Source organism: Flavonifractor sp. An112, from assembly GCF_904377885.1.
In the GTDB taxonomy this organism is placed as follows: Bacteria; Bacillota; Clostridia; order Oscillospirales; family Oscillospiraceae; genus Flavonifractor; species Flavonifractor avicola.
Genome location: NZ_CAJFGT010000039.1, coordinates 1 through 24,787, shown reverse-complemented (window position 1 = coordinate 24,787; position 24,787 = coordinate 1). Strand labels below are relative to the sequence as shown.

Annotated in this window: 16 protein-coding genes and 1 pseudogene; 7 read left to right on the top strand and 10 right to left on the bottom strand. The window is 61.8% G+C overall.

The window, feature by feature from the left end; all coding sequences use genetic code 11:
* The 10 genes and pseudogenes from IHN22_RS07495 to IHN22_RS07450 all read right to left on the bottom strand — a co-directional run.
* A pseudogene (locus tag IHN22_RS07495) lies at window positions 1–273 on the bottom strand (hypothetical protein); the annotation flags it as partial.
* 11 nt (window positions 274–284) lie between these two features.
* A complete protein-coding gene (locus tag IHN22_RS07490) occupies window positions 285–1,121 on the bottom strand; it encodes a triose-phosphate isomerase (RefSeq protein WP_087400505.1) in 837 nt (278 codons plus the stop codon).
* Window positions 1,122–1,219: 98 nt separating this feature from the next.
* Window positions 1,220–2,368: a class II fructose-bisphosphate aldolase gene (locus IHN22_RS07485; protein WP_191434505.1), complete on the bottom strand. Its 1,149-nt coding sequence runs from the start codon at window positions 2,366–2,368 to the stop codon at window positions 1,220–1,222.
* A 13-nt stretch (window positions 2,369–2,381) separates the two neighbouring features.
* Window positions 2,382–3,524: an N-acetylglucosamine-6-phosphate deacetylase gene (gene nagA / locus IHN22_RS07480; protein ID WP_191434503.1), complete on the bottom strand. Its 1,143-nt coding sequence runs from the start codon at window positions 3,522–3,524 to the stop codon at window positions 2,382–2,384.
* Between the two features lie 8 nt (window positions 3,525–3,532).
* Window positions 3,533–4,348: a glucosamine-6-phosphate isomerase gene (locus IHN22_RS07475; RefSeq protein WP_191434501.1), complete on the bottom strand. Its 816-nt coding sequence runs from the start codon at window positions 4,346–4,348 to the stop codon at window positions 3,533–3,535.
* Between the two features lie 34 nt (window positions 4,349–4,382).
* The gene (locus tag IHN22_RS07470) at window positions 4,383–5,048 is read right to left on the bottom strand and encodes a response regulator transcription factor (RefSeq protein ID WP_087268896.1); all 666 of its coding nucleotides are present in this window, start codon (window positions 5,046–5,048) and stop codon (window positions 4,383–4,385) included.
* Window positions 5,017–6,564, bottom strand: coding sequence for a sensor histidine kinase (locus tag IHN22_RS07465; RefSeq protein ID WP_191434499.1), 1,548 nt, complete (start codon window positions 6,562–6,564; stop codon window positions 5,017–5,019). The genes IHN22_RS07470 and IHN22_RS07465 overlap by 32 nt, the downstream gene beginning before the upstream one ends.
* Before the next feature lie 126 nt (window positions 6,565–6,690).
* Window positions 6,691–7,740, bottom strand: coding sequence for an ABC transporter substrate-binding protein (locus IHN22_RS07460; protein ID WP_300985927.1), 1,050 nt, complete (start codon window positions 7,738–7,740; stop codon window positions 6,691–6,693).
* Window positions 7,741–7,812: 72 nt separating this feature from the next.
* The gene (locus IHN22_RS07455; protein WP_087189381.1) at window positions 7,813–8,604 is read right to left on the bottom strand and encodes an ABC transporter ATP-binding protein; all 792 of its coding nucleotides are present in this window, start codon (window positions 8,602–8,604) and stop codon (window positions 7,813–7,815) included.
* Window positions 8,580–9,365, bottom strand: a complete 786-nt coding sequence (locus tag IHN22_RS07450) for an ABC transporter permease (protein ID WP_087189380.1) — start codon at window positions 9,363–9,365, stop codon at window positions 8,580–8,582. The genes IHN22_RS07455 and IHN22_RS07450 overlap by 25 nt, the downstream gene beginning before the upstream one ends.
* 390 nt (window positions 9,366–9,755) lie before the next feature.
* Here IHN22_RS07450 and IHN22_RS07445 point away from each other — a divergent pair, with 390 nt between their 5' ends.
* The 7 genes from IHN22_RS07445 (at window position 9,756) to IHN22_RS07415 (ending at window position 24,588) form a co-directional block, all read left to right on the top strand.
* Window positions 9,756–10,409, top strand: coding sequence for a dockerin type I repeat-containing protein (locus tag IHN22_RS07445; protein ID WP_191434495.1), 654 nt, complete (start codon window positions 9,756–9,758; stop codon window positions 10,407–10,409).
* A 60-nt stretch (window positions 10,410–10,469) separates the two neighbouring features.
* Window positions 10,470–14,564: a M60 family metallopeptidase gene (locus IHN22_RS07440; protein WP_191434493.1), complete on the top strand. Its 4,095-nt coding sequence runs from the start codon at window positions 10,470–10,472 to the stop codon at window positions 14,562–14,564.
* A gap of 17 nt (window positions 14,565–14,581) precedes the next feature.
* Window positions 14,582–15,865, top strand: coding sequence for an S-layer homology domain-containing protein (locus IHN22_RS07435; protein ID WP_191434491.1), 1,284 nt, complete (start codon window positions 14,582–14,584; stop codon window positions 15,863–15,865).
* A 295-nt stretch (window positions 15,866–16,160) separates the two neighbouring features.
* Complete coding sequence (locus IHN22_RS07430) at window positions 16,161–20,069, top strand: S-layer homology domain-containing protein (RefSeq protein ID WP_191434489.1); 3,909 nt, start codon at window positions 16,161–16,163, stop codon at window positions 20,067–20,069.
* Window positions 20,070–20,182: 113 nt separating this feature from the next.
* Complete coding sequence (locus IHN22_RS07425; RefSeq protein ID WP_191434487.1) at window positions 20,183–21,526, top strand: sigma-54 interaction domain-containing protein; 1,344 nt, start codon at window positions 20,183–20,185, stop codon at window positions 21,524–21,526.
* A gap of 274 nt (window positions 21,527–21,800) precedes the next feature.
* On the top strand, window positions 21,801–23,195 hold the full coding sequence (locus tag IHN22_RS07420) for a CitMHS family transporter (RefSeq protein ID WP_087189378.1): 1,395 nt from the start codon (window positions 21,801–21,803) through the stop codon (window positions 23,193–23,195).
* Window positions 23,196–23,241: 46 nt separating this feature from the next.
* Window positions 23,242–24,588 carry an acyclic terpene utilization AtuA family protein gene (locus IHN22_RS07415; protein ID WP_191434485.1) on the top strand — a complete coding sequence of 449 codons (1,347 nt, stop codon included), beginning with the start codon at window positions 23,242–23,244 and terminating at the stop codon, window positions 24,586–24,588.
* Window positions 24,589–24,787 lie beyond the last annotated feature (199 nt).

Sequence of the window (24,787 nt, the reverse complement as noted above, 5' to 3'; positions counted from 1 at the left end):
GATGGACACCTTCCGGTGGGAAGTGGGCTGGCAGCCGCCCTTCACGATGTCGGGGATGACGAAAACCACGGTCTTGCCGGGAGCGGCCAGCTCCTTCAGAGGAGGCATACCCATGGGGTTGCGGATGGACTCCAGGGTGGCGTTGTACAGGCTGTCCCAGTCCTGGGGCAGGCACTCAGGGTCGGGTACGGTGGTGCCGGGGATAAACACGTCGGTGTTGTCGGGCAGCTCAGCGCTCATCAGGCCGTGGCCGTATTCAAAATCAAGCTTCATGTGTGCTCTCCTTATTTTCCAAGATAGGTCTTGATGATCTCCAGATACTCGTCGGGGTAGAAGCCGATCTCACCCTGGAACCGGGTCAGGGCGATGAGGCCGCCGTCAATCTCGTCGATGGAGGCCAGCATCTCGGCGTTGTCCACCTTCAGGCCGCCGCCGTACACCACGTCCAGACCGCCGGTCTGCTCCTTGACAAACTTGGCGATCTTGGTGATATACTCCTTGCCAGCGGGGGTCTTGCCGGGGCCGATGGACCAGATAGGCTCGTAGGCGATGACCACCTTGGAGGTGTCCACGCCGTCCAGGCCGATCTTCAGCTGATCGCCCAGCACCTGCTGCCACTGCTCCTGCTCCTCGCTCTTCTCGCCGATGCAGTAGAGCACACTCAGGCCCTGCTCGATGGCCAGCTTGATCTCCTGGTTCAAGAGGCGGTTGACGGCGGCGGTGTCGGTGACCCCGGCCTCGGCCAGCACGCCCATCTTGTCGTTGCGCTCCTCGCAGTGGCCGATGATGGTGGAGGTGCACCCCATGGCCTTCACGATGGAAGCGGGACGGTTGGTGGTGAAGGCGCCGAAGTTGCCGCCCACAGCGGTGTTCATGCGGTAGACGCTCTGGGAGCCCACCTGCACGGGGCTGTTCTCACACTGGGCAGCCACAGCGCCCAGGATGTGGGCCTCGGGGAAGTACTGGACGAACTCCACCTGGTTGGGATCGTAGTGCTTCAGACCCTCCTGGGTGTGCTCCACGATATACTTGCCCCAGTCAGCCACGGGGGCGATGCGGTTGACGCCGCCGAACTCCACCGGCACGTCGAACCGCTTCAGATTCAGATACAGATGCTTCATGTAGTTGCTCCTTCTCTCAGGCAGGGCGGGGGACTGGCCCCCGCCCGTCTTATGCCGATCGTAGGGGCCGATCTTTCATCGGCCCGTCCTTGCCGTTCTTACTTCTTGTAGAAGGCGATCATGTCCTCCAGGGACTTCTGCTCCACCAGAGGAGCCTTGCCGTAGGAGCCGAAGTTGACGATCAGGGAGCCCACAGCCTCCTTCACGCCGGCCTCCACCCGGCTCATCAGCAGGGCCACGTCGTCGTCGGGCACATTGCCGGTGAGGACGGTGTCCATGATGGGCGGGAAGAACACGCGGGGATCGAAGGCGGACTTCTTCTCCTCCAGCAGGGCGTACACGCCGCCGATGGAGGGGCTCTTCTGCAGCTCAGGCTTCTGGGCAAACAGCTCCTTCATGTTGCGGGTCACGGCCAGACGGATGTCGGTGTCCACGTTGATCTTGCGGATGCCGCAGGGGATGGCAGCCATCAGCTCGTCCACGTTGATGCCGTAAGCGTTCTGGATGTCGCCGCCCAGGTCGTTGATCTCCTTGACGATGTACTGGGGCACGGTGGAGGAGCCGTGGGACACCAGGGCGCAGAAGATGCCCAGACGGTTGATGCACTCCTTGATGGCAATGGGGATCTCCTTGCGGAGCTTGGCGTCCTTGCCCTTGTTGGCGCCGTGCTGGGTGCCGTAGGAGATGGCCAGGGCGTCCACGCCGGTCTTCTGGATGAACTCCACAGCGTCCAGGGGGTTGGTGTAGGTGGAGGTGGCGGCGAACACGTGGTCCTCCTGGCCGCCCAGCACACCCAGCTCGCCCTCAACGGACACGCCGCGGGCGTGGGCATACTTGACCACCTCGCGGGTCAGCTCGATGTTCTGCTCCAGAGGCAGAGAGGAGCCGTCGATCATGACGGAGGTGTAACCGCCCTCGATGGCAGCCACGCAGGAGTCGAAGTTCTTGCCGTGGTCCAGGTGGAGCACCACGGGGATGGGGGAGTTCTCACCGTACTTCTTCACGGCGTTGGCGATGTTGCGGGCGCCCTTCTTCTTGTCCTCCAGGGTGCCGTTGGCAAAGTCCACACGGCCGCCCATGAAGGCGTTGGCCAGGTCGGCGCCCTGCAGAATGGCGGGGGACCGGAAGGTCTCGTGCATCTCGATGACGGCCTTGGCCTGGGCCACGGCGTTCACGTTAAAAGCGCCCTGGGCGTAGTTATACTTCTCAGCGGCTTCCATCAAAGGTCTCAGGGGTACCAGCGGCATAGTAATTTCCTCCTTAATTCTCTCCGGCGTATACGTTGACGCCGGCCACATAGGTTGCAGTTACATTCAGATCTTGGTCCAGAACCACCAGATCGGCGTCCTTGCCGGGGGCGATGGAGCCCTTCCGGTGGTCCATACCGATGAGGCGGGCAGGATTTGCAGTCAGCAGGGGGAGCACCTTTTCCACGCTCTCCCCGGTGAACTTCACCAGGTTCTTCAGGGCCTGACCGGTAGTCAGGGTAGAACCGGCCCGGACGCCGTTGGAGGCCAGCTTGGCGTCGCCATCCTCCACCACCACGTCGTTGACGCCCAGCTTATAGTGTCCGTCGGGCAGACCGGCGGCCTGGATGGAGTCGGTGACCGCTACGACCTTGTCCCAGCCCTTGCAGGCCAGGAGCATCCGGACAGAGCCGGGATGCAGGTGGCGGCCGTCGCAGATGGCCTCGCAGCACACGGGGCGCTCCAGGACCGCGCCCATAATACCGGGACGGTGCTGGTGGAACAGACCCATAGCGTTGAAGGTGTGGGTGCAGCAGGCGGCTCCCGCGTCAATGGCGGCACAGGAGGTCTCGTAGTCGGCCCCCGAGTGGCCGATGGCCACGGTGGTGTGGCCGGAGATCTCCCGGATCATATCCACCACGCCCTCCACCTCGGGAGAGACGGTGATATACCGGACAGCGCCCTCGGCGGCCTGCTGATACTGCCGGAACAGGGCAGGATCACCCTTCCGCAGCAGATGCTCTGGCATAGCGCCTTTGTAAGCAGAGCAAAGGAAGGGGCCCTCCAGATGGATGCCCATAAGCTGAGCTCCGGTGATGGGAGCCGCCATGGCGGCTTTGGCCTGGTCAATGCACCACAGGGTCTGCTCCGGCGTATCGGTGAGGATGGAACACAACCAGCCGGTGGTGCCGTTCTTGGCGAAGAACCGGCCGATCTTGGCCAGATCCCCGGCGGTGGCGGCATTCACGTCCACGCCGTCGCCGCCGTGGGTGTGCAGGTCCAGGAAACCGGGGACCAGCAGCTTGCCGCCCAGGTCCACCACCTCATCGGCCTTGCCGGAGAAACCGGCTACCCGGCCGTCCTGCACCAGCAGGTCGGTGTCCTGGAACTGGCCGTCTACATAGACCTTGCCATTGGTAAAGAGGGTTCGTTTCATAAGATACCTCAGAAGGGCTGGCCGGCGGCCAGGGCATTGGTGAAGATGATGGCGTCTGGGTGGTTCTGCAGCAGGCTGGCGGGGAAGTGAGCGGTCACCTCGCCGTAGGCGGCCTGACGGACCACGGAGCGGTGCCACTCGCGGAACACGCCCAGACGGACCTTGCGGGCGCCCAGGATCTGCTTGATGCCGATGGTGACGGCACGGTGGGGCATGGCATCGATGGCGCCGCAGCGGTCGCCGATGGCGTTGGCGGTGCGGGTCTCGGGATTCAGGGACAGGGCCCGGGTGCCCTGAGCGGCAAACTCCTCGGCGGTCATGTCCTCACGGGACTCGTTGAAGGCCAGATGGCCGTTGATGCCGATGCCGCCGAAGGCGATATCCACGCCGCCCAGCTCCTCGATCAGGCGATCCACATAGCCGGGGTCGGCGGGGTTGGGGAACACCCGCTGCTCGGGGGGCATCAGCAGCTCCTCGTCGATCTTGGTGTACACGGTGCGCTCCATGAAGCCACGGAAGGACAGGGGGCTCTCCTTGTCGATGTAGGTGTCGTCGTCATTGAGATACTCGTCCATGTTGATGAACCAGCAGTTCTTCAGGCTGATCCGGTCCCGGTTCACCAGGCGAACAAAGATGGGATACTGGCCCACAGGACCCACGGGGCAGATAAAGACGGTCTTTTCGCCCTTCTCGTTGTGAGCCTTGATGGTGTTGATCATCTCCATGGCGATCTCATAGAACACCTCGCCGGAGTCCCCCAGCTTAACGACGGGAATCTTGGCATCCTTGCCCAGGTCCTGGGCGGAAATGTGATAATAGTCCATGTGGATCTTCCTTTCTATGACGGTATGTCAATGCTTAAAACAGATGGGTTACGTTCAATTCCCGGATGGTATCCACGATCTCCTTGGTCCGGGTGCAGCCGAACTTCCGCAGCAGGCTCTTGATCTGAGTCTTGACGGTGACGACCTCCACACACCGCTCCGCGGCGATCTCCTTGATCTTCTTGTCCTCCAGCAGCAGCCGCACCAGATCCCGCTCGGCGGCGGTGAGCTGGGAGACTGTGCTGATGAAGAAAAGCAGGGACCGCTCTGAGGTACGCAGGCGGGAATACTCCTTGAGCAGCAGGTTCTGGATCTTGCCGTCCAGCATGGCCTGGCCGGCATAGGCGCTGCGGATGTGCTGGAGCAGCTCGGCGTCCTCGCAGCCCTTGACGATGTAATCCACCGCCCCCGCGCCCATGGAGGTGAGGATCATGTTGTCGGTCTCGTGGGCGGTGAGGAAGAGGACCTTGGCCTCCGGCTTTTTCTCCAGGATGTGCTCGGTGGCCTGGATGCCGGCGGTAGTGGTCTCCATCTCAATATCCATAAGAACGAGATCGAAGTCGGTCTCCAGGGCCAGGGCCTCGATCTCCTTTCCGCTGGCGGCGCTGCCCACCACGGTCATATCTTCCTGTTGGTTGAGGACATCGCACAGATCCTCCCGGATCAGCTCAAAGTCCTCTGCGACCAAAATGCGTATCATGCTTTTTTCCTCCCTGCCTCGGCTGGACGGTACCATAGCGGGGCAGCAGAATGAAGAAGGAAGCTCCTCCCTCCGGCCGGTTCTCCACCCGCAGGGAACCCAGGTGGCTGCGCACGATGGTACGGACATGGTACAATCCCATGCCCCAGTTGAAATTGCTGTTCTTACTGGAATAGAAGGGCTCAAAGATATGTTTGAACTCCTCCGCCTTGATGCCCGGCCCGTGGTCCTTGACCTCCAGGACGGTATACAGCCGCTCCTGGTGGCTTACCAGCTCCACCGGTCTGGCCTCCTCATATCCGATGGTGGCCTCCCAGGCGTTGGTGAGCAGGTTATACAGGGCCTCGCTCAGATAATTTTCGTCGGCCAGCACCTGAACCTCCCGGTCCATCAGCGCCCTGACCCGGCCATCGGGATACTTCTTGCGGAACCGGTCCAGGGTGATCTCCTCCAGGCGGCCCAAGGTCACCGGCACCAGGCGTACCGATTTGGCCTTGACCGTGCGGTAGAGTTCCTCCGAGCGGCTAATGAGCAGCTCATTGTTGTCAAACAGGCTGTCGGCGCAGCCCCGCACCTTGTCCAGGTCTGGCTCCTCCTTCTGCAGCTCCGCCCGGATGCGCTTGTAGAGTACCCGGTTGGCCAGCAGCTGGTTCTTGATGCTGTGGACAAAGACCGAGGCGCCGGTGCGGGCCACATCGAATTTGCGCTCCAGCACCACCTCATCCCGGTCGGATACAAAGCTGGTCTGGGTGTAACGCAGCAGGCTGCCCAGGCCCAGGATACCGCACACCAGGTTGACTACCACCAGCACCACATAGCCCCCTACGCTGAGGGCAAACTGGAGGTAGCCCACACCTTTGATCCAGGTGTAGTCATAGCTGTAGAACCGGTAGATCTGCCCCGGGTCCTGGCCGCAGTATATCACATACAGAGTGGCCAGCGCCACCAGAGAGATGACGATGGGCAGAAACTTCCGCCGGGAAAAATGCATGGTGGTGGAGCAATATTCCACAACCAGCAGGCCTACCGCCAGCGCCACATAGCACATGATCCAGATGTAGGAGAACTGGACCAGGATATCCTTGAACACCGGGAACCTGATCACCAGGCTCCGATACACACTGGGGTAATAGAGCACCAGGGAAACAATAGGCAGCACCAGCACCAGCTTCCGGACCAACGGCGCCTTCCGCAGGGCGGAGAGCATGGAATACTGGAAGGCCATCTCCAGCAGGAACAGCGGGAACAGATAGCGGCCCAGGGCCACAATGTAGCCCAGCTGTCCCAGGGTAATAAAGCGGTACTGCACCCAGATGCGAATCTTCTGGTTGAAAAACAGGAAGTTCATGACCTCCTGGGACAGGCCGCCCTTCTTGGCGATAAAGACCATCAGCCCCACGAAATAGACCGTAAGGCTCAGGCACAGTCCTACCAGCAGCAGGGACTCCAGGTTCTTTTTGACGCACAGCACCAGAATGGAGCCGATGAGCAGCCCCACGGCCAACAACAGAAGCATAACTTGTCCTCCTCCAGTTGTGGTTTCCGGTGCTATTGTATCCGCTCACTCCGGCTTTGTAAAGAATCTGTTTACGCGGGAAAGGGGCGGCGGCGGTGTTCCGCCGCCGCCCCTCCTGGGGTCACATTAGTAGTTGCCGGCCTCGGTCATCAGATCGAAGTCCACGTAATCTTCCACGGGGCAGACATCATCTTCGGTGATGGAGCCGCCGTCCAGCAGGTTCTTCTGCTGCAGCTCGTAGTAGCCCTTGACGGTGCCGTCGGCCACGCCGTCCACCACTTCCTTGCCGGTGAGCCAGTCGGCGTCGCCGCGCTGATTGTACATGGTGTCATAGTCCAGAGCGGCCTGAGTGGCGCACCACTGAGCAACCTCTTCGTAGTTGCCGTCAGCAGCGTAATCCATAGCCTTCATCAGAGCGCGGACAAAGCGAACGGTCACGTCGCGGTTCTCTTCCAGGTACTTGGGGGTGGCGATCCAGCTGGCCAGGGACACGGTGGTGTCGGAGAAGGTCATGTTGTCAGCCAGCTTGGTGGTGCCCTCCATGCCCTCCAGGATGGTCAGGCTGTTGGGGGACCAGGTGGCGCAGGCGTCCACGCCGCCGGACATCATAGCAGTCACGATGGAGGGAGCGTCCATGTCCATGGCCTGGATGTCATCCATGGTCATGTTGTGAGCAGCCAGAGCGTTGCGCAGGATATCCTCGCTGGAGGTGCCGGAGGAGTAGGCCACGACCTTACCCTTCAGGTCCTCAACAGTGCTGATGCCAGGGCCGCCGATGAGGGCATCGCCGTTGGAGATGTGGGACAGAGCGATGATGGTGGCGTTGCCCTGGACGCACAGCTTATGAGCGCCCTGGCCGATGTAGCCGAAGTTCACGGAGCCGTTCTCCATGGCGGCGATGATGGTGGGGCCGTCCTCGAACTGGGTCATGGTGACGTTCAGGCCCTCTTCCTCAAAGAAGCCCTTCTCCTTGGCGGTCATCAGGCTCCACAGGCCGCCGTAGTTGGGCATATAGCCCACATTGATGTCAACAGTCTCAACAGTGGGGGTCTCGGAGTTGCCGGCGGGAGTGCCGGTGTTGCCGGAGGGGGTGCTGGTGGTGTCGCCGCCGCCGCAGGCAGCCAGAGCGCCGCCCAGCATGGCCACGGTCAGGAGCATGGCAAGAAACTTCTTCACGTTCATTTCCTCCTATTTAATAGTTTGGGGTTCTTTTCCTCTATTGCAACGGCCAGTGCCGTTCCAACCTGATTACTTACGGACCTCCAGATACTCCTGGTACACCTGGCTCCAGATCTCGTTCTTCAGCTCCAGGAAGCGAGGAGTCATCTTGGTCTCCTGGGTACGGGGATAGGGGATGTCGATGTCAATGATGGACTTGATGCGGCCGGGACGGGCGGACATGATGATGACCTTCTGGGCCAGGATGATGGCCTCCTCCACATCGTGGGTGATGAAGAAGCAGGTCTTGCGGTCCTTCTCCCAGGTCTCCAGCAGCTCGGTCTGCAGCTGGGTACGGGTCTGGGCGTCCAGGGCGCCGAAGGGCTCGTCCATCAGCAGCACCTCGGGGTCAGCGGCGTAGGCGCGAGCGATGGCCACGCGCTGCTTCATGCCGCCGGACAGCTCCTTGGGATAGTGGTCGGCAAACTTGGTCAGATCCACCTTCTCCAGGTACTTCATGGCCAGATCCTCGGCCTCTTTGCCCTTGATGCCCTTCATCTCCAGAGCGAACATAACGTTCTTCTTCACGGTGAGCCAGGGGAACAGGGCGTACTGCTGGAAGACCACGCCGCGCTCGGTGCCGGTGCCGGTGACCTTCTTGCCTTTGCAGTAGACAGCGCCGGAAGTGGCCTCGTGGAGGCCGGCGATGATGTTGAGCAGGGTAGACTTACCACAACCGGAGGGGCCTACCACGCAGATGAATTCGTTCTCATAGATGTCCAGGTCCACCCCGTTCAGGGCTACCATCTCGCCGTTGCGGGTATTGTATACCTTGCGGACGTTATCGATCTTGACGATCAGATTTCTCTCTTCTCCTGCCATCCCGTCAGCTTCCTTTCCAAGAATTTGATGATTTTTTCAAGAGTGATACCGATGATGCCGATGATGATGACGTAGGCCAGCATGGGGGCCGCGTCAAAGCTGTTGTTCAGAGACCGGATACGCATACCCAGGCCAGCCATAGCGCCGGTGGATTCGGCTGCGATCAGGGTGGTCAGAGCGACGGAAGCACCCAGCCGGACAGCGGTGAGGATGAAGGGCAGGGTGGCGGGGGTAATAACCCGGACGAAGATGTCCCGGTCGGTGGCGCCCAGAACCCGGGCGGCCTTGATGAGGGTCTCATCCACGTTGATCACGCCCTGATAGATGGTCACGCACATGATGAGGAAGCAGGCGATGGTAATCACGATCACCTGGGGCAGCCGGCCCACGCCAGCGCAGATGACGATCAGAGGCACATAGGCCAGAGGGGGGATGTTACGGATGAACTGAATCCAGGGCTCCAGGATGTTGCGCACCGGCACATACCAGGCCATCAGGATGGCCACGGGCAGGGCGATGACAAAGCCAATGGCGTAACCCATTGCCACGGAGATCAAGCTGCTGCTCAGGTCCTGCCAGAACACGCCGCGCTCCACCATGGTCATGAGACCCTGAATGGTCACCACCACGTTGGGGAAAGCGCGGGACGTCTGGGGAATGATGGACATGATGTACCAAACCAGCATGGCCACCGCAAAAGAGATGAGCAGCCAGACCTTTGATGGAATCCGACTGGCAAGGGACTTTTTCTTCTGTTCCATTCTCTTCGCTCCTTCTTACGATTGATCCGACGTACGCAAGGTTGGCACAAGCAGCCCCGCGGTTAGGATAACTTTAGTATAAAATCTTTTAGAAAAAAGAAAAGTATGAAATTTCATCATCCCTTTCCCGCCAAAGAGACGCCCCCTCCCCCGTGGCAGCCGTTCTTTTCTTTGTGCAAAATCATATAAAACAAGTAGGTTTACAGTTCTTTTTACCGGGTCTGACAAAGATCTTCCAATTTCCATTTTACCCTTGAAGAAGGGGGTACCTTCGGGTATAATTTCCGCGTTATGTCAATAAATGACCGGTTCCATATAACTATTCGGTTCTTTATTGTACCTGACACTTATTATGATCTGTACCATAAGAAAGGAAGGTTGACCACTTTGATGCATCCACGTCGCGTCATCTCCGGCCTGCTCAGTCTGGCTATGATGGTAGGTCCCTGTACTGCCTGGCTTCCAGCTGCCGCTGCGGCCAGCCCCCAGGAGAGCCTTACCCTCCGTACGGAGCAGACTGCCACAGGCTCCATTGCCCTTACCCTGAGCTTCGATCTGCCCCAGCGGGCGGATGAGGTGAAGAGCCGGGACATCCGGCTCACCCTGACGGGCAGCGACAAGAACATCACCGTCTCCCTGAAAGACGGTTCCGCCACCGGCGCCGACGGCCTGTCCGTCACCACCGAGGCCCTGAACACCCAGGGCGCTCCCCTGACCACCGAGCAGCAGCTGGGCGCCTATACCGCCGTCGTCTCCGGCCTGCCCGTGGGCGAGTACACCATGACGGTCACCGGCACCGGCTACGCCTCCTGCACCACCCCGGTGACCCTCCGGGACTACTCCCAGCACGTGCTGATGAGCACCGCCGACGGCTCCTTCTCCCTGGGCGATGTGACCGGCGACGGCGCGGTGACCAGCGCCGACCGGGCCGCCCTGGACGAGCAGCTGGGCAAGACAAGCGCCCTGGACACATACGACCTCAACGGCGACGGGGTGGTGGACGTGACCGACCTGTCTTATGTCAACAAGATGATGGATCTGTAGGCCGAGCCCCGCATCCTGTCCACCACCGCCATCGTGTCCCCCACCGTGGACGAGAGCGCCGTGACCTTCACCGAGGGTTCCGCTGCCGACCTGTTCACCGGGGAGACCGCCGTCACCCTCAAGCCTGCGGACGAATCCGAGGAGCTGTCCATCCCCATCGCCTTTGAGGACGCCGTTACCATGAGCGAGATCTCCATCTCCTCTCCCAGCGTGGACGGCGCCATCCAGGCCGGTACCGCTACCGTGGAGACCGAGGACGGCGAAATTCTGATCATTCCCTTTGACGCCTCCGCCCCCGAAGGGGTCCACGCCATCAGCCGTGTGGCCGGTCAGAATGTGGTGACCATCGATCTGGGCAAAAAGGTCCCGGTCAAGAAGGTCACCATCACCGTCACCAAGGTGGAGGGCCAGGACGGCAAGCCGGAGTTCGCCACCGTCACCCAGATCGAGTTCCTCAAGGACATCGTGTCCGAGGACGCTGTGGCCGACACCCAGGTCAAGGGTCTGGCCGCCACCGTGAGCGACGGCGAAGTTACTCTGGTGTGGGACAGCCTGCCCAACGTCACCGGCTACACCGTCAACTACGGCACCAGCAAGAATGCCCTGAGCAGCAGCGCCGGAGCCGGTACCAGCCGCATCACCCTCTCCGACCTGAAGAACAACACCACCTATTACTTCCAGGTCACCGCCGTCAGCGGCGACTGGAGCGGCACCCCCTCCGCCATTCTGTCCGCCACTCCCCTGCCCGCCAGCGTCCCCGGCGCCCCCTCCAACCTGACGGTGGCGACCGCCGACAGCGCGCTGCGTCTGAACTGGGGCAATACCAAGGACGCCACCTATTATCAGGTGTTCTATCGGGAGCAGGGCGCATCGGAGTTCGTGGCCTGGGGCGGCAGCACCACCGCCACCAGCGCGGTCATCACCGGGCTGACCAACGGCACCGTCTATGAGGTGGCCGTCAAGGCAGGCAACCTCCACGGTACCGGTCCCTTCTCTGCCACCGCCGCTGGCACCCCCAAGAAGGAGGGCTTTGACCTGCCTCAGCTGCCCACCGACGGGCGCATCGACAACGGGGAGATCACCTCCATCGTTATGCAGGACCCCTCCAACGTGAACCGGCAGCTGTGCCCCAACTTCGATGTGACCACCGATCTCACCGACAACGATCCCAATACCTACTGGATCGCCGCTACCTATACCCAGAACAGCAACATCACCTACACCTTTAAGACCACCCACGATATGAACTATCTGCTGGTGGTCCCCTATCTGGACGCCACCTATAAAAACCGCATCGCCAATTACACCGTCACCCTGAAGGGGGAGGACGGCCAGGTGCTGGCTACCTATTACCGGGACGGCGTCAACATCACCGGCAGCAACTACTACATTCTCTCCTTCCCCGAGACCAAAAACGTCAAGAGCGTTACCCTGGCTCTGGGTGAGAAGGCCGGCGGCCCCCGTGTCAGCGTTTCGGAGATCGCCTTCTATGAGAGCGAAAATCTGGTCAGCGGCATCGCCGGCCTCTTTACCGACGGCACCTTCACCGCGCTGAAGAGTACGGTGCAGCAGGAGACCATCACCCATCTGCAGGACCGTCTCAACGCCCTGGGCAGCTTCTATCTGGACCGCTCCCGGCTTCAGGATGAGCTGGACCTGGCTCAGGCTCTGCTGGAGCACAACAGCGACGCGCTGGGCGTGGTGAAGAACGACTTCCAGAGCCGCAGCACTTCCGCTGCCGCCGATCAGGCCGCCGGCCAGACTGCCAGCGACCTGCAGCCTCTGGGCGTCACCGCCCGGGCAGGCTCCGTCGTGGCCATCTACGCCGAACTGCCTGACGACGCCACCGTCTATGTGGTGCCCACCCAGTTCTACGGTGAGTCCGGCGTGTGGAAGGGCACCCCCGTGGCCCTGAAGAACGGCCGCAACTACATCACCGTGGCAAAGATCGGCTCCCTCACCGACACCCGTGGCGGCGTGCTCTACCTGACCTACAGCGGCAGCCATCCCGAGCAGATCAAGCTCCAGGTTCGCGGAGACAGCAACGTGTTCTCCATGCCCGTGCTGGAGCTGTCCAACTGGTACACCATGGATGAATCCGCCCGCAAGGGCGCCATCCGGACCTATGTCCAGGATCTGGAGGCCTATGTGTCCGGCCTGTCCGGCGCCAAGCTGACCACCGACATCCGCAATGCCACCGAGATCTCTACCCCCAGCGTGCTTCTCTCCCTCCCCGCCGATCAGGTCCTCTCCGGCCTGAAGGGCGTGGGCAACGATGAGGACGCCATGGTGGAGACCATGTATCAGAACATTCTGGCCTGGGAGAAAGAGCTCTTTATCGCCAACAAGGTTCAGGGTATCATCTCCTCTGACGCCACCCTGTCCGGCTACACCTACCCCATGACCACCCGCCAGAACATCCGCTATATGCGTATGTTCGCCGGAGCCTTCATGTATGCCGCCGGCAACCATGTGGGTGTGGAGTACAACTCCACCTCCGCCCTGGTCCAGGGCAAGCCCACCTCCGCTACCGGCGCCGGTCAGGCCAACGGCCTGTTCGGCTGGGGCATCGCCCACGAGATCGGCCACAACATGGACAAGCTGGGCCGGGCCGAGTGCACCAACAACATCTACTCCCTGGCCCTCCAGGCCTGGGACGGCTCCGCCATGACCGTGAGCACCCGCCTCACTCAGGACGGGCGCTGGGCCCAGATTTTTGACAAGGTGGCCCAGGGCCGCCCCGGCTCCGCCAACAACGTGTTCGTGCAGCTGGGTATGTACTGGCAGCTCCACCTGGCCTACGATGAGGCCGATCAGCCCCTGGCCTTCTACAACGCCTTCTTTAAGGCCTGGAAGTCGGGCGCCTACAGCGGCTACTCCTACGACGAGCGTGTGGCCCTCATCGCCTCTCAGGTGGCCAACCGGGATCTGACCGAGTTCTTCACCCGCTGGGGCATGACCCTCAGCGACGGCGTCAAGAACATCCTGAACGACTACCCCGCCGAGGAGCGTGCCATCTGGTACCTGAACGACGCCTCCCGCACCTACCGGCTCCAGAGCGGCAGCGCCGCCGAGGGCACCGCCTCTGTTACCGCCTCTGTCAACGAGTCCAAGGTGACCCTGACCATCAGCCACACCGACAGCGGCAAGATTCTGGGCTATGAGATCCGCCGCAACGGCACCCCCATCGCCTTTACCACCGAGACCACCTATGTGGACGACCTGGGGGCCGCCAACAACCTGACCTACACCTACACCGTGGTGCCCGTGGACAAGCTGGGCAACGCGGGTACCCAGGCCAAGAGCAACGAGGTCCGGGTGGCCTACGACAAGACCATCAGCACCGATCTGTACGACCTGGCCCGGAGCGAGGACGGCACTATTACCATCACCATGAAGGGCGGCGCGTCCGTCCCCGTCACCGGCATCAAGGTGACCGGCACCGACCTGTCCGGCAGCTACACCGTGAAGGTGAAGGCTGACGCCGAGGCGGAGGCTTGGACCACCGCCAAGACCGGCACCATGTCTGAGGAAACTGTGGTGGCCTACTTCAACAAGCCCGGCGTGGGCCCCGAGGACACCCGTATCTGGACCTATGATGCCGCCGTAGTGGAGATCACCGGCATCCCCGCCGACGCCGACCTGGCCCTGCTGGACTACCCCGGCGACCGGGTGGACTTCTACGAGGGCGCCACTGTGGGCATCCTCAAGGATGCCTACGAGGACATTCCCGCCGGTACCCTGGTAATCCTGGGCACCTACCGTGGTGACCCCGTGTACAATTATGTGGAGATCGAAGCCCGGTACAGCACCACCCCCGAAGCCGGTGCAGTGACCACCATTGAGCGGGCCATGCAGGGCGAGCTCTACCTGCTGGCCGAGATCCCCGCCGATGGCGCGGTGAGCGATACCAGCGACGGCTTCTTCATCTTCGTGCCCGACATGGAGGCGGAGGCCGCACTCAACGCCCAGAGCCACGTCACCGATCCCTATCCCCTGGAGATCCGGGCCAACTTCTACCGCACCGACGATCCCAATAGCGCTGACAGCAAGCGCCTCACCAGCCAGACTCTGTGGCTCAGCTTCCCCGACGGCGGCGATGACGAGGACCAGGTGTCCCTGCCCGTCATCGAGCTGAAAAGCGACTTGAGCTGAATGAAAGGATGAAACCGTTGCGTAAACTTTCCCTGTTTTTCCTGACCCTCTGCCTGATGGCAGCCGCCCTCATTCCCGGGGCGGCTGCCGCCGGCGGGCTCCGGCTGGTGGTCTCCTCTCAGGAGCCCGCCGCCACCCAGACCGTGGGCTTTTCCGGCCTGCCCTCTGACTGCCAGAGCCTTCAGGCCACCTTTACTCTGTCCGACCAGGACGCCTCCTACGGCTTCGCTGCTGACCAGACCCTGGCCGGCCGTACCGGCGTCTATGTCACTGCCAAGCAGAACGGCGCCAGCGTGACGGTGTATGCCACCGCCAAGTCCGGCGTGCTGTCCGACGACGGCTCCCTCACTCTGGGCACCATCTCCTCCACCGACGGCGCCACCACCTTTACTGTGGAGAAGGCCATTGACCTGAAGCTGATTGCCTCCGACAACACGGAGACCACCTATCCCTCCGCCGACGAAGAGGGCGCCGCCGCAGGCACCACCTCCTATGCCATCAACGTCAAGGAGAGCACCGGCGGCTCCGTTACCGCCAGCCGTACCCGGGCCAACAAGGGCCTGACCATCACCCTGACCGCCAAGGCCAGCGAGGGCTACAAGCTGGACACCCTTACCGTCACCGACAAGAACAGCAATGCGGTGAAGCTCACCGACAAGGGCAGCGGCAAGTACACCTTCACCATGCCTGCCTCCGCCGTCACGGTGTCCGCCTCCTTTGTGAAGGGCGACACCCCTGTGGACACCGGCCTGCCCTTTACCGACGTGGTCTCCGGCAGCTGGTACTATGACAGCGTGGCCTATGTCTATGAGCAGGGCCTGATGGGCGGCACCGGCGAGGGCCGGTTCTCCCCCGACCTGACCACCAGCCGCGCCATGATCGTCACCATCCTCTACCGCCTGGAGGGCAGCCCCGCCGTCACCGGCAGCGCGTCCTTTGCAGATGTGGCCTCTGGCCAGTGGTACTCCGACGGTGTGGCCTGGGCCAGTGCCAACGGCATTGTCACCGGCTACTCCAACGGCAGCTTCGGCCCCGATGATACCATCACCCGGGAGCAGATGGCCGCCATCCTCTATCGGTATGCCCGCTACAAGGGCTACGACCTGTCCGCCCAGGCTGATCTGGACGGCTACTCCGACGCCGCTCAGGTGTCCGCCTATGCCGCCGACGCCATGGAGTGGGCGGTGGGCTCCGGCCTCATCACCGGTACCAGCGGGACCACCCTCTCTCCCGCCGGTTCCGCCACCCGGGCCCAGGCCGCTGTGATTCTGGCCCGCTTCTGCCAGACCCTGGCCCAGTGATCCGTCTCATTTGAACCCACGCCCCCGACTCGGCAGATGCCGAGTCGGGGGCGTGGGTTTTTTCCGCTGTATGCTTCTGTTTCAACTCCCTTTATTCATCAAAATAGCTGTATTTTTTCCACCTCCCCAAAAACTCCCTATACATTTTAGCCAATATTTAAAAAAATTTTTTTGCATTTCCGTGCAATGAAAAATATTTTCCTCCATGGTATAATATTTCCAACCTTTGACGTCTGTCGGGCGTCAACTGCCGCTCCATGCCATTTGACAAGATGAAATGAAAGGAAGGATCAAAATGAAACACACCTGGAAACGCCTGTTGTCGCTGTTTGTGAGTCTCTGCCTGCTGGCCGGGCTCATGCCGGCGGCTCTGGCTGCCCTGCCCACTGCCACCGCCTATGTCCAAGACACCGACGGAGTGGACTCGGGCGCGGTGTACGCCATTTACACCAATGAGGACGATGCCGGCGGCAGCAACCGCATCCTCTACCACACCGGCACCGGTAAGACCGACAAGGTCACCGCTTCGGTCTCTGGCGATGAGCTGGCTCTCAACGGCGGCTTTGACGCCTCCCGCCAGCTGTGGACCATCACCGCCGTGGAGGGCGGCTACACCGTCCAAAGCGTGGACAGCGGCTACTATCTGGATCTATCCCAGGCCAGCACTTCCAACTTCGCCACCTCCACCGAGGCGGTGGTTTTGACCATCAACTTTAACGGGGAGACCGGGCTGTACACCATGTCCTCTGGCGAAAACCACCTCTTCTTTGACGCCTCCAATAACGGCGCCTTCCTGACCAGCAGCACCGGCTACGGTCTGCGCTTCTTCAAGCAGACCGAGGTGGAGCCCGACATGGCCCCCGGTGCCGACTCCGGTACCAGCAGTGGCCAGCCCTTTGTGAAGGAGGACACCGACAGCCAGCACTTCCGCATCCCCGCCCTCATTACCCTGGATAACGGCTGGATTGTGGCGGCCTCTGACATCCGCTGGCGCACCTCCGGCGACTCCCCTCAGAATCTGGACACCATCGTCAGCGTCTCCAAGGATGGCGGCCAGACCTGGGACTGGGAAGTGGTCAACTACTATGACGACATGGCTGACAACGCTACCGGCCAGGCCAGCGCCTCCTTCATTGACCCTTCCATCCTCCAGGCTGAGGACGGCACCGTCCATATGGTGGTGGACGCCTGCCCCTCCTATGTGGGCCTGATGGGCGGCAACAAGATGGGCTGGAACAGCTCCGGCTTTGACGATAAGGGCCGCCTGTTGGTGACCTACGGTACCGCCGGCGGGGATGCCTCCACTGCTGTGGCCGATTACACTTATTATGCCGACATCAACAACGCTGAGGCCGGCGTGAAGCAGTCTGTCAATGGCGAGACCATCACCCTCTATCCCATCTGCAAGGCTGAGGACAACAGCCAGAGCGGCGTCTGGGTGGATGCCTGGCTGAACGTATATGTGGAAGAGGACGGCGTCATCACCCCCGACCTGTGCCTCCAGCTCCAGAGTTCCAGCGCGGTGCAGAGCAACCTGTTCTACCGCAACTCGGAGTGGAAGGCCTATCCTGTGTTCTACATCATGCACCGCTCCGCCACCGTCACCGAAACCGGCCTGGAGTGGGGTGATCCCCAGTTCCTGGACATCAAGCTGGCTGAAAATGAGGCCTTTACCGGCGTGTGCCCCGGCCGCGGTCTGTCCTTCCAGTATGAGGGCAAAGAGCGGCTGGTGTTCCCCCTGTACGACAACGCCACCGGCAACGAGCTTGCCAGCGTCATCTACTCCGACGACGGCGGTAAGACCTGGACCCGTGGCCAGCACAACGGCGACCTGAACGGCGTGGGCAAGACCAGCGAGTCCCAGGTGGTTCTGCTGCCCGACGGCACCCTGCGGATGTACTCCCGCAACACCGTCAACTACATCAGCTATGCCGACTCCACCGACGGCGGCGTCACCTGGGGCACCTGCCAGAAGGACATGGATCTATACAGCCAGAACCCGGGCAACGGCTGCATGGTCTCCTTCATCAACCTGGACGGCATCCTGGTGGGGCCGGACAACACCCTCTACAATCATCTGATCCTGGCCTCCTACCCGGTGGTCCAGCGCTCCCAGGGCGTGGTGCGCATCGGCTATGTGGACGAGAGCAACACCGTCCAGTGGCTTAACGACGACGAGACCCGCTATACCGGCAACGGCACCTACGCCTACTCCTGCGTGACCCAACTGTCTGAGCTGGACGTCTTTGGCCTACTCTACGAGTACGCCCCCGATACCAACACCATCGGCTATACCACCCTCACCGTCACCGACCTGCTGGGCGACGGCTGGCACCTGGTTGGCAGCGTGGACGATCTGCCCTCCATCTCCCTGGAGCAGACCGTGGTGGATCTGAAGGTGGGCGAAACCGCCACCCTCACCCCCACCTATACCCCTGTTGATGGAGAGGTAAGCTGGACCTCCAGCAACCCCGATGTGGCCACCGTGGACGGTGGCGTGATTACCGCCGTCACTTCCGGCACTGCCACCATCACCGCCTCTGTTACCTCCAGCGGCATCACCCGCACCGCCTCCGCCGACGTGGCGATCCAGGGAGAGGACGGCGTGGTCCTGCCCAACCGGTACACCGACGAGGTGGAGGACACCTATCACGAGGCTTCCACCACCTATGAACTGGACACCGACGGCATGGACTCCGGCGCGGTGTATGCCATCTTCCACAGCGGCAGCAACCGAATCCTGTACCACGCCAGCGACAGCACCACCAGCGATCATGTGACCGGTTCCGCCTCCGACGGTCTGCTGAAGCTGGACAGCACCTACGCCGCCACCCGTCAGACCTGGACCGTTACCGGCGACGCTGAAACTGGTTACACCGTCCAGAGCTGCGAGGCTGATGAACGCTACCTCAACCTGAACGCTGCCACCAGCGCGGGCAGCAGGGTACCTGTCACCGATGAGAAGCAGGTTCTGATTATTACCTCTGTGGACGGCTCCGCCGGTTCCTATACCGTCAGCCGTGTGGTGGAGGACCAGACTCTCTACCTGGCTCATGAAAACAGCACCACACAGCACTATGTCAGCACCGAGGCTGTCCCCTTCCAGTTCTACCGCCAGGTCATCACCGAGGCGGGTTACACCTACGCCACCTCCGTCACCGGTCTGGAGGCTCTGATTGCCGACCTGTCCGGACTTAAGGAGGAGGACTACACCTCCTATAGCTGGGCCATCCTGCAGAACGCCCTGACCGCCGCCCAGACCGTGGCCAACGCGGGCAGCCAGAGCTTTGACACCGAGGAAACCGCCCTGGCCGCTCAGGCGGTCATCGATCAGGCCGCCAAGGACCTGTACGCCGCCAAGCTGGCGCTGGAAGATACCGGAAGCATCATTATCTCCACCTCCTACGCCATCACCGTGGACAAGGCCGACAACGGCACTGTGACTTCCAGCCGTACCCGCGCTTCCAAGGGCCTCACCGTCACCCTGACCGTGAAGCCCGACGAGAGTTACGCGCTGGACACCCTCACCGTCACCGACAAGAAGGGCAGCGAGATCAAGCTCACCGACAAGGGCGACGGCAAGTACACCTTTACCATGCCCGCTTCCGCCGTGGTCGTTCAGGCGACCTTTACGGCAGAGAGCAGCTCTCTGCCGTTCACCGACGTGTCGGTGAACGACTGGTTCTACGACGCGGTGGCGTACGTCTTTGACAACGGCCTGATGGACGGCACCGCCGGGACCGCCTTCTCCCCCCTCATGACCACCAACCGGGCCATGGTCGTCACCATCCTGTGGCGGCTGGCCGGTTCCCCGGAGCCTGATGCCGCCCCGGCCTTCTCCGATGTGGCCGCCGACAGCTGGTACACCGACGCCGTGGCCTGGGCCAGCGAGAACGGTATTGTCAAGGGCTACAGCGACACCGTGTTTGCCCCCGACGACACCGTGACCCGCGAGCAGCTGGCCACCATCCTGTACCGCTATGTGCAGCACACCGGCGGCGGGTTCCAGGGTGCCTGGGCCTTCCCTCTGGACTATGCCGATGCCGATCAGGTGTCCGACTGGGCCTATGAAGCGATGTGCTGGTGCACCATGAAGAGCATCATCAACGGCGTTGGCGGCAATACCCTCAATCCTCAGGGCTCCGCCACCCGGGCCGAGGTGGCGCAGATCCTGATGAATTTCTCCGCCGCCGATCTCTCCTGATTACTTCCTTTCCCTTCCGGGGGGCGCTCTAACTTGGAGCGTCCCCTCTTTTTCTTCCCCCCGATTGACAAACCGGGTATAATTTACAGTAACAAAACCTGGGAGGTACAGCTATGGAACTCAACGCCGCCGCCCGAGCCGCCTTCGACGCCATGCGGGAGGGCATCACCATCATCGATACCGAGGGCTGCATCGTTTTCGGCAACAAGGCTTACCAGGAATTTCTGAAAAAAGACGCGGGCGGGGACGTAGGTCCCATTGAAGGCCGCCGTCTGCGGGATCTGCGCCCGGGCGCCCGGCTGCCCGATGTGCTGGAGGCGGGCAAGCCCATCCTCCACATCACCCGTCAGGAGATCAAGGACTTCTACTTCGTCAACCTCTACCCCATCTATGAGGGGGACACCCTGGTGGGGGGGCTCAGCGTAGTCACCTTTCTGGAGGACGCCTACCAGACCAGAGAGGAGCTGGAGGCGGTGGAGGCCCGGAGCCGGCAGGTGCTGCGCAGCATCAGCAAGGCCAACGGCGCCCGGTACACCTTTGACGATATTGTGGCGGTGACCCCGGCGGTAGCCCGGGTGAAGGATCTGGCCCAGCGCATCGCCGTCACCGACGCCACCGTGCTGCTGGAGAGCGAGAGCGGTACCGGCAAGGAGCTGTACGCCCAGGCCATCCACAACGCCAGCTCCCGCCGGGACGGGGTCTTTGTAGCCATCAACTGCTCCAACTTCAACGCCAATATGCTGGAATCGGAGCTCTTCGGCTACGCCGAGGGGGCTTTTACCGGCGCCAAGCGGGGCGGCAAGATGGGCCTCTTCGAGGCGGCCTCCGGCGGCACCCTCTTTCTGGACGAGATCTCCGAGATGGACGTGGGGCTCCAGGCCAAGCTGCTGCGGGTCCTTCAGGAGCACACCATCCGCCCCGTGGGCGGCCTGAAAGAGGTGGCGGTGGACGTGCGGGTCATCGCCGCCTGCAACGCCGACCTGCCCGCCTATGTGGCCGCCGGCAAGTTCCGCAAGGACCTGTACTACCGGCTGAGCACCTTCCCCCTCCATATTCCCCCTCTGCGGGAGCGGCCGGGGGACATCCCCGCCCTGGCCCAGGCCATTCTGGAGGATTTCTCCCACAAGCTGCGCCGTCCCTTCCGCCTCACCGAGGATGCCATCGCCCGGCTTCAGGCCCACAGCTGGCCGGGCAACGTGCGGGAGCTGCGCAATGTGCTGGAGTTCTCCGCCTACCTCACCCCCTCCGGGGTGATCAATCAGGAGGCCCTTCCCAGCGACCTGGTCCACCAGCAGGAGGACGTGGGTCTCACCCTGGCCCAGCGGACCCGCGCCTTTGAAAAGCGGGTCATTCTCAACCTGCTGGAGAAAAACGGCACCTCTCTGGAGGGAAAAAAGCGCACTGCCGCCCAGCTGGGCATCTCCCTGGCCAGCCTCTACAATAAGCTCGGCAAGTAGAATTCTAAAATACTGGAATGTTGTTCCAGAATATTAGAATGCGTTGAGCGGTCTCCTCTGAGCGTCCCTTCTCTCTCCGCCATCCCCTCCTGATTTCCAGAATATTAGAATTCCCATCTCCCTTCCTCTGGCGCAGCAAAGCAAGAAAGGCACTGTGCCGCAAGGGCTTCCCCCTTTTTTTCGCCTTTATTCCGCATTTGGCACATGTCTTGCTTTATCCAGAGGCAACGGCGGTCGGAGAGAGGGCCGTCGAAATCAAGAGGAGGTATCGTTCATGTCACCTTTAGCAATCCTGGGATTCCTGACGGTTGTGATCATGCTGGTGCTCATCATGACCAAGAAGGCATCCCCCCTGGTGGCCCTGATTGTGGTTCCTGTGGTCACCGGCATCATCGCCTGTTTCTTTATGGCCGTGGTTCCCGAGGGTGCCCCGGAGGGCACACAGGGCGTCGTTGACTTTGTGGCCAACTTCAAGTCCCTGGGCGGTATGATCACCGGCTCCAAGGGCATCGGCTCGGTGGCCGCCACCGGCGTTATGTTCATCTTCTCCATCCTGTTCTTCGGCATTCTCACCGATGCCGGCACCTTCCGTCCCATCATCAAGGGCATCCTGAACCTGGTGGGCACCGATCCCATCAAGATCGGCATCGGCACCGCTGTGCTGGCCGCCATCGTGCACCTGGACGGCTCCGGCGCTGTCACCTTCCTGATCTGCGTGCCCGCCCTGCTCCCCCTGTATGACGCGCTGGGTATGCGCCGCACCACCCTGGCCACCATCGTGGCCCTGTCCGCCGGCACCATGAATATCCTGCCCTGGGGCGGACCCACCATCCGCGCCCACACCGCTCTGGCCACCATGGAGGGCACCGAGGCCACCGTCACCGAGTTCTTTATGCCTGTCCTGCCCGCTGTGCTGGCCGGTATGGTGTGTGTGCTGCTCATCGCCGCCTTCCTGGGCAGCCGCGAAAAGAAGCGCATCGGCGCCGTGGCTCTCCAGGCTGTGGGTCATACCGAGCAGGAGCTCACCGACGAGCAGAAGGCCCTGCTGCGGCCCCACCTGTTCTGGGTGAACATCGTCCTCATCATCGCTGCCATCATCTCCCTGCTGTTCTCCGGCTTTGCTCCCGCTGTGGTGTTCATGGTGTTCTACGTGCTGGCCACCGTCATCAACTACCCCCGCGTGAAGGACTCCAAGGCCCGTGTGGACGCCCACGCCAAGGAAGCCCTCATGATGTGCTCCGTGCTCTTTGCCGCCGGCTGCTTTACCGGCATCATGCAGGGCACCGGCATGATCTCCGAGATGTCTACCGCCCTGGTGGCCATCATCCCCGACTCCATGGGTCAGTTCTTCCCCCTCATCATCGGCATCATCGCCATGCCCGCTTCCCTGCTCTTTGACCCCGACTCCTTCTACTATGGCGTGCTGCCCGTACTGGCCACCACCGCTCAGGGCTTCGGCATTGTGGGCGCCGATGTGGGCCGCGCTGCCATTCTGGGCCAGATGACCGTGGGCTTCCCCATCTCTCCCCTCACCGCCTCCACCTTCCTGCTGGTGGGTCTGTCCGGCGTAGATCTGGGCGAGCATCAGAAGAAGACCATTCCCCTGGCCTGGCTGGTCTCCCTGGTGATGGTGGCTGTGGCCTTCATCACCGGCGCCATCGCCCTGTAATCTTTCCTCATCCATTCATCTGTTTGCGTAGAAAGGAAGTCATTCTATGAAAACCATCCGCATTGGCAGCGGCGCCGGCTATGCCGGCGACCGCCTGGAGCCCTCTCTGGAGCTCATCGAGAAGGGCAATCTGGACTACATCAGCTACGAGTGCCTGGCCGAGCGCACCATCGCTATCGGCCAGCAGGCCAAGCTGAAGGACCCCGCCAAGGGCTACAACGGCCTGCTGGAGCACCGCATGGAGAAGGCCCTTCCCCTGTGCTGGCAGCACAAGGTGAAGCTCATCACCAACATGGGTTCCGCCAACCCCCAGGCCGCTGCTCAGAAGTGCGTGGAAATCGCCCGCAAGCACGGTCTGACCGGCATGAAGATCGCCTGCGTCACCGGCGACGACCTGTTGCCCGTCATCGACAAGTACATGGATACCGAGGTATGGGAGAACCACAAGCCCCTGAAGGAGCTGGGCGGCGAGATCGTGTCCGCCAACGCCTACATGGGCGTGGAAGGTATCCTGAAGGCCCTGGATATGGGCGCCGACGTGGTAATCACCGGCCGTGTGGCCGACCCCGCCATCTTCATGGCCCCCATGATCCACGAGTTCGGCTGGTCCCTGGAGGACTGGGACAAGCTGGGCAAGGGCACCATCATGGGCCACCTGCTGGAGTGCGGCGGCCAGGTCACCGGCGGCTACTTCGCCGAGCCCGGCAAGAAGGACGTGCCCGGCGTCGGCCACCTGGGCTTCCCCATCATTGAGGTGTCCGAGGACGGCTCCTTCTTCGTCACCAAGGTGCCTGAGGCCGGCGGCAAGGTCACCGTGGAGACCTGCTCCGAGCAGATCTGCTACGAGATCCATGATCCTGAGAACTACCTGACTCCCGACGTGGTGGCCGACTGCAAGCAGATCAAGTTTACCGAGATCGGCAAGGATATGGTGAAGGTGGAGGGCATCACCGGCAAGCCCCGCACCGAGACCTTCAAGTGCTCCATCGGCTATAAGGACTGCTTCATCGGCGACGGCGAGATCAGCTACGGCGGCCCCGGCTGCGTGGCCCGGGGCAAGCTGGCCCTGGACATCCTGAAGGAGCGGCTGGAGCTGGTGGCCCCCAACGTGTTCGAGGAGCTGAAGTTCGACCTGATCGGCTGCAACAGCCTGTACTGGAACCCCGACTACCAGTACAACCAGGAGCCCAGCGAGGTGCGGGTGCGGGTGGCCGGCCGCGCCAAGACCAAGGCTGAGGCTGACATCATTGGCAATGAGGTGGAGGCCCTGTACACCAACGGCCCCGCCGGCGGCTGCGGCGCTGTCAAGCGCACCCGCGACATCGTCTCCGTGGCCTCCATTCTGGTGAGCCGCTACGACGTCAAGCCCGAGGCCGAGATCTTCACCGTCTGATACTGGGACAGAAAGGAAGCATTTGCTATGAAACTCTGGGATATTGCACACTCCCGTACCGGCGACAAGGGCAACATCTCCAACATCTCCCTCATCGCCTACGACCCCAAGGACTACGACCTGCTCAAGGAGAAGGTCACCCCCGAGAAGGTGAAGGAGCACTTCAAGGGCATGGTCAAGGGCGAGGTGGTTCGCTATG